We start from the raw sequence: 6,107 nt of genomic DNA, 5'->3' as shown, positions 1-6,107 counted from the left end.
CCCCGCCGAGCTTGCGCCGCAGGCGTGGCAGCACGCGGAGCAACTGCTGGTGTTCGGCGGCACTTTCCGGAGCCTGTTCGGCCTGTGCGGCCAGATCCATCGCCAGCTCGAACTGACCGCTGCGTTCCAGCACGCGAATCAGCCGCGAACGCGCGCCGGGGTAAGCGCATTCGCGGTAGAGGTTCAGGGCCATGGAGAAATCCGCTATGCGTTCGCAGTACTGGGCCATCTGGAACAGCAGCTTGCCGCGCCGGCGTTGCAACCACGGATTATCCAGCGCCAGCTCCCTGATTCGCTCGGCCACCGCTTCCAGCGCTTCACCGGCCTCGAATTGTTGCTGGTACGCGTGCAGCAGGACACAGGCATCCACGTCTTCGCGGCTGCGCAAGCCACGGGACTCGGCACAGAACTCGACTTTTTCGTAGGTGTAGATACCCAGGTCGGCCAATACGAACTCCGACCAGTCCTGGTACAGGTTGCCGAAGAACATCAGGCGCAGGCGATCGCACAATTGCATGATGGTCAGGCTGAACAGACGCTCGTCCAGGGTCGGACACCAGTCGTTGAAGCTTTGCGCCTGAGGAAACTGCTCGCACAGCGCCGGCAGCCAATCGGCTTTCTTGCCTTTGGGTTGATCGATGACAGCGACAAAGGCCTGGAGGATCTCTGCCTTGAGCAGCACCTCGAACAGCTCGTCGATGGTGATTGGCATTTGCCTGTCGACCCAACCCAGTTCGAGCAACGGGCCGGCGGCTGCGCCGATATCGCCGATTTCGTCGTAATGCAGCTTGCTCGCCCTGAAATGAACGCCTTTGCGCATGACCATTCTGACCAGCAGCGCCTGCGATTCACGGGGCAAGCGCTTAAATTCATGAATGAAACGCTGCTCGTCGACGCTCAGCACGTCGGCAAAGCGCTGCTCAAGCCAATCAAGCACTTGCATGAAGTTGTTCAGGTAATAGAACGGGTCGTCGAGGGGATTTGCAGTCACAGGGAAATGGGCCATGGCGAGCGAGTACTGGTTATGCGTACAGATACCAGTTCCGCCCTGCCCGGTGCAATGGGAAAAGGATAAATGGCGCTGTACGGAATTTTTCCCGGGCAGTAGAACTTTCTGCCCCCCAGCCGCACCAACCGCCATAGAGGTGCAGTGACAGCTATCGAACTGATGGCGCTGCTTCAGAACGTATGGAGGTGATTATGGATATCAAGACTTTGGGCTTGCCCCTGGCAATAGCGGCCCTGTTGACGCTGACCGGTTGCTCGACGCCAACGGTGGTGACGCTGCAGAACGGCACTCAGTACCTGACCAAAGACATGCCGAAAACCAAAACCAGCAACGGGTTCTTCGAGTTTGAGGACATTTCGGGTGCGAAGGTGAAAGTCAGGGCCGATGACGTGGCGACGATTCGTGAGGAAGACTAACGTTTCTCCTGCCGCGATGTGGCAGGTTTCGAGCACTGCTTTACACTCGATAGACCCCGTGCGACCGAATGACTGTGCAACGCTTCGACACGATGCGTTGCAATACGGGCATCACGTAAAGATTCAGGTGACGCCGAAATGAAAATGGTCTCGCCACTTCTGGCCTCTCTGCTCGCCGTCAGCGTGTGCATGACTGCGAGCGTGTGTGACGCCGCCACAAAGGCAAAGGCAAAGGCAAAACCAAAGCCCTTGCCAACTTACAAGACCAGTTTCGATTGCACCTCGCCCCAGGCATCCGCCGAAAAGCTCATCTGTCATGACGCCCAACTGGCGCAGATGGACCTTGAACTCAATCGCCTTTATCTGCTGGCGCTAACGGATGAACATTCCGTGCCGCGCCCGGACAAAGTCGAGGTTGATCAACAGTTCTGGATCGACGCCCGCAACCAGTGTGACAGCGGCCCGCAAGCCAAGCCCTGCGTCATTCGCAGTTATGCCGAGCGTGCGCATCAATTGCGCCAGGGCTCGGCCATTGCCAGAACCAAGGATCCAAGCAGACGCACCGAAGGCCCCGTCGCCTTCCATTGCGCAGGGCTCAACCCGCTGGTTGCCGCCACGTTCTTTACGGTCGAACCGGGGGTTGTGTTCCTGAAGTGGGCGAACACCTCCATCACCCTGAACCAGGTGCCGAATAATTACGGAACCCAGTTCACGGGCAAGGATTACAAAGGCAACTACAGCTTCTGGCAAATCGGCAATGACGTGTTTTTGCAGATACCTGGCTCAGGAAAGATGAGTTGCGCAGCCGAGCCGGTCGGCTGATGACCCTGGCATCGGGACGTCCTGTCCCGATGACCGCTCACCGCTTCAGCTGCCGGTGCGGATCTTGTTCCAGACCCGGGTACGTACCCGGTCGATGTTCAGAGGCATGGCTTCCAGGGCAAACAGCTTGCCCATCATTTCCGGGCTGGGGTAAACCTTGGTGTCATTCTTGATGGCCGGGTCGATCAGGCCGTCGGCCTGTTCATTGCCATTGGCGTAATGCACGTAGTTGCTGACGCTGGCCATGACGTCCGGGCGCAGCAGGTAGTTCATGAAATCGTAGCCGGCCTTTTCATCCGGGGCATCGGCCGGCATCGCGACCATGTCGAACCAGATCGCGGCGCCTTCCCTGGGAATCGAATAGCCGATGTCGATGCCGTTGTTGGCTTCCCTGGCGCGGTTTTCCGCTTGCAGGATGTCGCCGGAGAAACCGACCGCGACGCAGATATCGCCGTTGGCCAGGTCACTGGTGTACTTGGACGAGTGGAAATAGCTGACATACGGCCGCACTTTCAACAGCAGGGCTTCGGCCTTTTTGTAGTCTTCCGGGTTCTTGCTGTGAGGCGGCAAACCGAGGTAGTTCAACGCGGCGGGCAGCAGTTCGGGGCCGTTGTCGAGGATGGCCACGCCGCACTTCTGCAACTTCTGCATGTTCTCGGGCTTGAAGATCAGGTCCCAGGAATCCACCGGGGCGTTGTCGCCCAGCACCGCTTTGACCTTGGCAATGTTGTAGCCGATGCCGGTGCTGCCCCACAGGTACGGGAAGCCGTGCTCGTTGCCCGGGTCGTTGGTCTGCAATGCCTTGAGCAGTACCGGGTTGAGATTTTTCCAGTTTGGTAGCTGACTCTTGTCGAGCTTCTTCAGTGCGCCGCCTTCAATCTGCCGGGCCATGAAGTGGTTGGACGGGAACACGACGTCGTAGCCGGATTTACCGGTCATCAGCTTGCCATCGAGGGTTTCGTTGCTGTCGTAGACGTCGTAGGTGAAGGCGATGCCGGTTTCTTTCTGGAAGTTTTTCGTGGTGTCCGGCGCGATATAGTCCGACCAGTTGTAGATTTTGACGGTTTCGGCCGCCTGACTGATTGATGCGACCAGCATCAGCGGGGCCAGAGTCAGTGTCTTTCGGATCATGAGTCGATTCCTGTAAAGGTTGTTTTTGTTGGCAGGCAATCAAAGGATCAAAAATCAAAAATCAAAACTCAAAAAATCAAAACGTAGGTCTTGCGCACGGTTTCCTGGATGTCCCAGATGCCGAGGCTGTTGGCCGGCAACATCAGTGCGTCGCCGGCTTCTATGAGCAGGGGTTCACCGCCGTCCGGGGTGAAGGTGCAGCGGCCCTGAATGAAGTGACAGAATTCCTGGGCGACGATCTGCCGCCGCCAGCGTCCGGGTGTGCATTCCCAGACGCCGGTCTCGACGCCGTCGTCGCGTTCGACGCTGGTGGTCGAAGCCACGGCCACGGGTGTACCCAGGGGCACGGCGACCGGATTGGACTCTTCCAGTTTCAGGGTTGCGGTGTTCTTGAATTGCGTGATGCTCATGGGAATACCTGTCGATGTAGCCTGTAGATGAAGAGCGCGCCGTTTAGTGCATGAAACCTTCCATGAAGCCCGCGACCCCGCTGGCCAGCTTGCGGCGCCAGGGCGCGGTCGCCGGGTTGGCCAGGGTCTGGTCCTCATGGACGAAGCTGCGGATGATCGCGTTGTAACCGAGCCAGCGGATCGGTTCCGGCTCCCAGGCCCTGAGCGCGTCGAGACCACGCTCGGGGATGACCCACGGCTGGCGTACCAGGTCGGAGTCGCGCCCCAGGATCAGGTCGGCCAGCGTCCGCCCCCCCAGGTTGCTGGCGCCAACGCCCTCCCCGCCATAGCCACCAGACAAGGCAATACCGTTGGCCCGGTCGCAGAGCATGTGCGGCTTGAAGTGCCGGGACATGCCCAGGTTGCCGCCCCAGGAATGGGTGATCTGCACGTTTTTCAACTGCGGGAACAACTCGCCAAACAGATAGCGCCGCAACTCTTTTTCGTCAGTGGTCAGGTCGAAGTTGTGGCGTAGTTTGCCTGCGAACCGGTAACCGCCACGGGCGCCAAAAATCAATCGGTTGTCAGCGGTACGCTGACCGTAGGTGACCTGGCGACTGGCCTCGCTGAACGCCTGGCCGCGACTCAGGCCAATTTCGTCCCAGGTGGCGGCAGACAATGGCTCGGTTGCGACGATCAGGCTCTGCACCGGCATCTGATAACGCCCCAATGGCGGCAAAGTGACGGAGTAGCCTTCGACCGCCGGCACCACCCAGCGACTGCGTACCGACGCTTGCGCCGTGCGCAGGTTGCCGGACTGCCAATGGGTGACCGGGCTGTTTTCGTAGATTTTCACCCCCAGGCGCTCAACCGCCCGGGCCAGCCCGCGTACCAGCTTAGCCGGATGGATGGTCGCCACGTGCGGCGCATAGATACCGCCATAGGGTTTGGCGACCCGGATCTGTTGCGCCAGTTGTTCCGGGTTCAGCCAGTGATAGTGGCTGTCGTTGAGGCCCTGGCGGTGGAGATCGTCCAGATAGTGACGCAGGCTGGTCTCCTGCTCCGGATAGCGCGCAGCACAATACAGCACCCCGCCTTTACGATAATCGCAGTCGATCCCCTCACGTTCGAGGACAAGTTCCACTTCTTCCGGAATGCTGTGCAACAAATAGTAGGAGGCGCGGCGCTCTTCCACTGGCAGACTGGCCAGCAGGCGATCTTCACCCAGCAAGTTGCCCATCAGCCAGCCGCCGTTGCGCCCTGACGCGCCGAAACCGGCGGTTTGCGCTTCGACAATCGCGATATTGAGGTCAGGTTTGTGCCGCTTGAGGTAATACGCGGTCCAGAGGCCGGTGTAGCCCGCGCCGATAATCGCCACGTCGACATCCAGGTCCCGCTCCAGCGCCGGACGCGCCAACAAAGGCTCGTCGAGCTGGTCCATCCACAAACTGATAGTGCGCCACGCCGGCATGCAAGACTCCGCCACTCAGACTTCGATGGCGTCGATCCTAGTGCGTGGGCTCAGGCGCTGTCTTGCGCGCGTGCACGCAAAGAAATTTGTTTGACGTAGGCCTTGGGTGACTGGCCGGTGTGCTGGCGGAAACAGCTGTAGAACGCCGACAGCGAATTGAATCCGGCAGCGAAGGCCAGTTCATCGATACGCAGTGGTGGTGTGGCGGCATCCAGCGCGGCGAGCAAATGCTGCAGGCGCGCCTGGTTGACGTAGCGGTAGAAGCTTTGCCCCAACACCTGGTTCAACAGATAGGAAATCTGATTACGGCTGTAGCCGCACTCCTTCGCCACCCGTTGCAGGTCGAGCTCCGGGTCAAGATAAGGCTGCTGACCCTGGAAATACTGTTGCAGGTCATCGGCCATGAAGCTCAATTGGCGTGGTGACAATCCGAGCCGGCTAACCGCCGGGCGCTGGTTGCCGGAGGTTTTGCTGGTGGGTTGCTCATGCACCAATGAAGCGTATTCGTTGACCCGCCAGATCAGCCCGTCCTTGACGGTAATCGCTTCGCTGGCACGGAACGACACCAGTCCTTCACCGCCACGCAGTGTGATGCGGTACTGAATGAACGCCGTGTTGCCGTCCAGTCGAATGCGGTCGGAGTGCTCCAGCGCTTCATCCGGATCCCGGGGCATGCTGCTGCGCACGTAGTCGCGCAATTCGGCCAGGCCCATGACCCGGTTCTGGAAAAAATCGTTGTACTGGATCTCAGGGTGATAGAGCGCCATGACGCCATCCAGATCCCGGTGCTTCCAGCGCAAGTGATAGCGCATGACCGTCTCGCCCGTGGCCTGGGTTTGCAGCGGGCCATCATCATCGGCGTGCATTGA

At 59.5% G+C, this 6,107-nt stretch carries 6 protein-coding genes and 1 pseudogene; 2 read left to right on the top strand and 5 right to left on the bottom strand.

All coding sequences use genetic code 11. From position 1 onward, the window contains the following. Window positions 1-1,006, bottom strand: a pseudogene (locus PMI29_RS06190) (VRR-NUC domain-containing protein); the annotation flags it as partial. Between the two features lie 194 nt (window positions 1,007-1,200). On the opposite strand from PMI29_RS06190, the gene PMI29_RS06195 reads away from it, so the two are divergent. Further along, on the top strand, window positions 1,201-1,425 hold the full coding sequence (locus PMI29_RS06195) for a YgdI/YgdR family lipoprotein (RefSeq protein WP_008002084.1): 225 nt from the start codon (window positions 1,201-1,203) through the stop codon (window positions 1,423-1,425). 138 nt (window positions 1,426-1,563) lie between these two features. Next, window positions 1,564-2,247, top strand: coding sequence for a lysozyme inhibitor LprI family protein (locus tag PMI29_RS06200; RefSeq protein WP_008002081.1), 684 nt, complete (start codon window positions 1,564-1,566; stop codon window positions 2,245-2,247). Window positions 2,248-2,292: 45 nt separating this feature from the next. Here the strand turns inward: PMI29_RS06200 and PMI29_RS06205 are convergent, their stop codons facing one another. The 4 genes from PMI29_RS06205 to PMI29_RS06220 form a co-directional block, all read right to left on the bottom strand. Further along, window positions 2,293-3,378: a polyamine ABC transporter substrate-binding protein gene (locus PMI29_RS06205; protein WP_008002076.1), complete on the bottom strand. Its 1,086-nt coding sequence runs from the start codon at window positions 3,376-3,378 to the stop codon at window positions 2,293-2,295. Between the two features lie 68 nt (window positions 3,379-3,446). Next, on the bottom strand, window positions 3,447-3,788 hold the full coding sequence (locus PMI29_RS06210) for a cupin domain-containing protein (RefSeq protein WP_008002074.1): 342 nt from the start codon (window positions 3,786-3,788) through the stop codon (window positions 3,447-3,449). Window positions 3,789-3,831: 43 nt separating this feature from the next. After that, complete coding sequence (locus PMI29_RS06215) at window positions 3,832-5,238, bottom strand: NAD(P)/FAD-dependent oxidoreductase (protein WP_008002072.1); 1,407 nt, start codon at window positions 5,236-5,238, stop codon at window positions 3,832-3,834. A 50-nt stretch (window positions 5,239-5,288) separates the two neighbouring features. Further along, the gene (locus tag PMI29_RS06220; protein WP_008002070.1) at window positions 5,289-6,104 is read right to left on the bottom strand and encodes a helix-turn-helix transcriptional regulator; all 816 of its coding nucleotides are present in this window, start codon (window positions 6,102-6,104) and stop codon (window positions 5,289-5,291) included. Window positions 6,105-6,107: the final 3 nt, after the last annotated feature.

The sequence above is a fragment of the Pseudomonas sp. GM49 genome, from assembly GCF_000282355.1.
GTDB lineage: Bacteria > Pseudomonadota > Gammaproteobacteria > Pseudomonadales > Pseudomonadaceae > Aquipseudomonas.
This window is presented reverse-complemented; position numbering and strand designations above follow the sequence as displayed.

Excerpts from the sequence above, each read along its gene's own strand:
- PMI29_RS06200 (WP_008002081.1), top strand. The coding sequence starts at position 1,564 with ATGAAAATGGTCTCGCCACTTCTGGCCTCTCTGCTCGCCGTCAGCGTG.
- PMI29_RS06205 (WP_008002076.1), bottom strand. The coding sequence starts at position 3,378 with ATGATCCGAAAGACACTGACTCTGGCCCCGCTGATGCTGGTCGCATCA.
- PMI29_RS06210 (WP_008002074.1), bottom strand. The coding sequence starts at position 3,788 with ATGAGCATCACGCAATTCAAGAACACCGCAACCCTGAAACTGGAAGAG.
- PMI29_RS06195 (WP_008002084.1), top strand. The coding sequence starts at position 1,201 with ATGGATATCAAGACTTTGGGCTTGCCCCTGGCAATAGCGGCCCTGTTG.
- PMI29_RS06215 (WP_008002072.1), bottom strand. The coding sequence starts at position 5,238 with ATGCCGGCGTGGCGCACTATCAGTTTGTGGATGGACCAGCTCGACGAG.
- PMI29_RS06220 (WP_008002070.1), bottom strand. The coding sequence starts at position 6,104 with ATGCACGCCGATGATGATGGCCCGCTGCAAACCCAGGCCACGGGCGAG.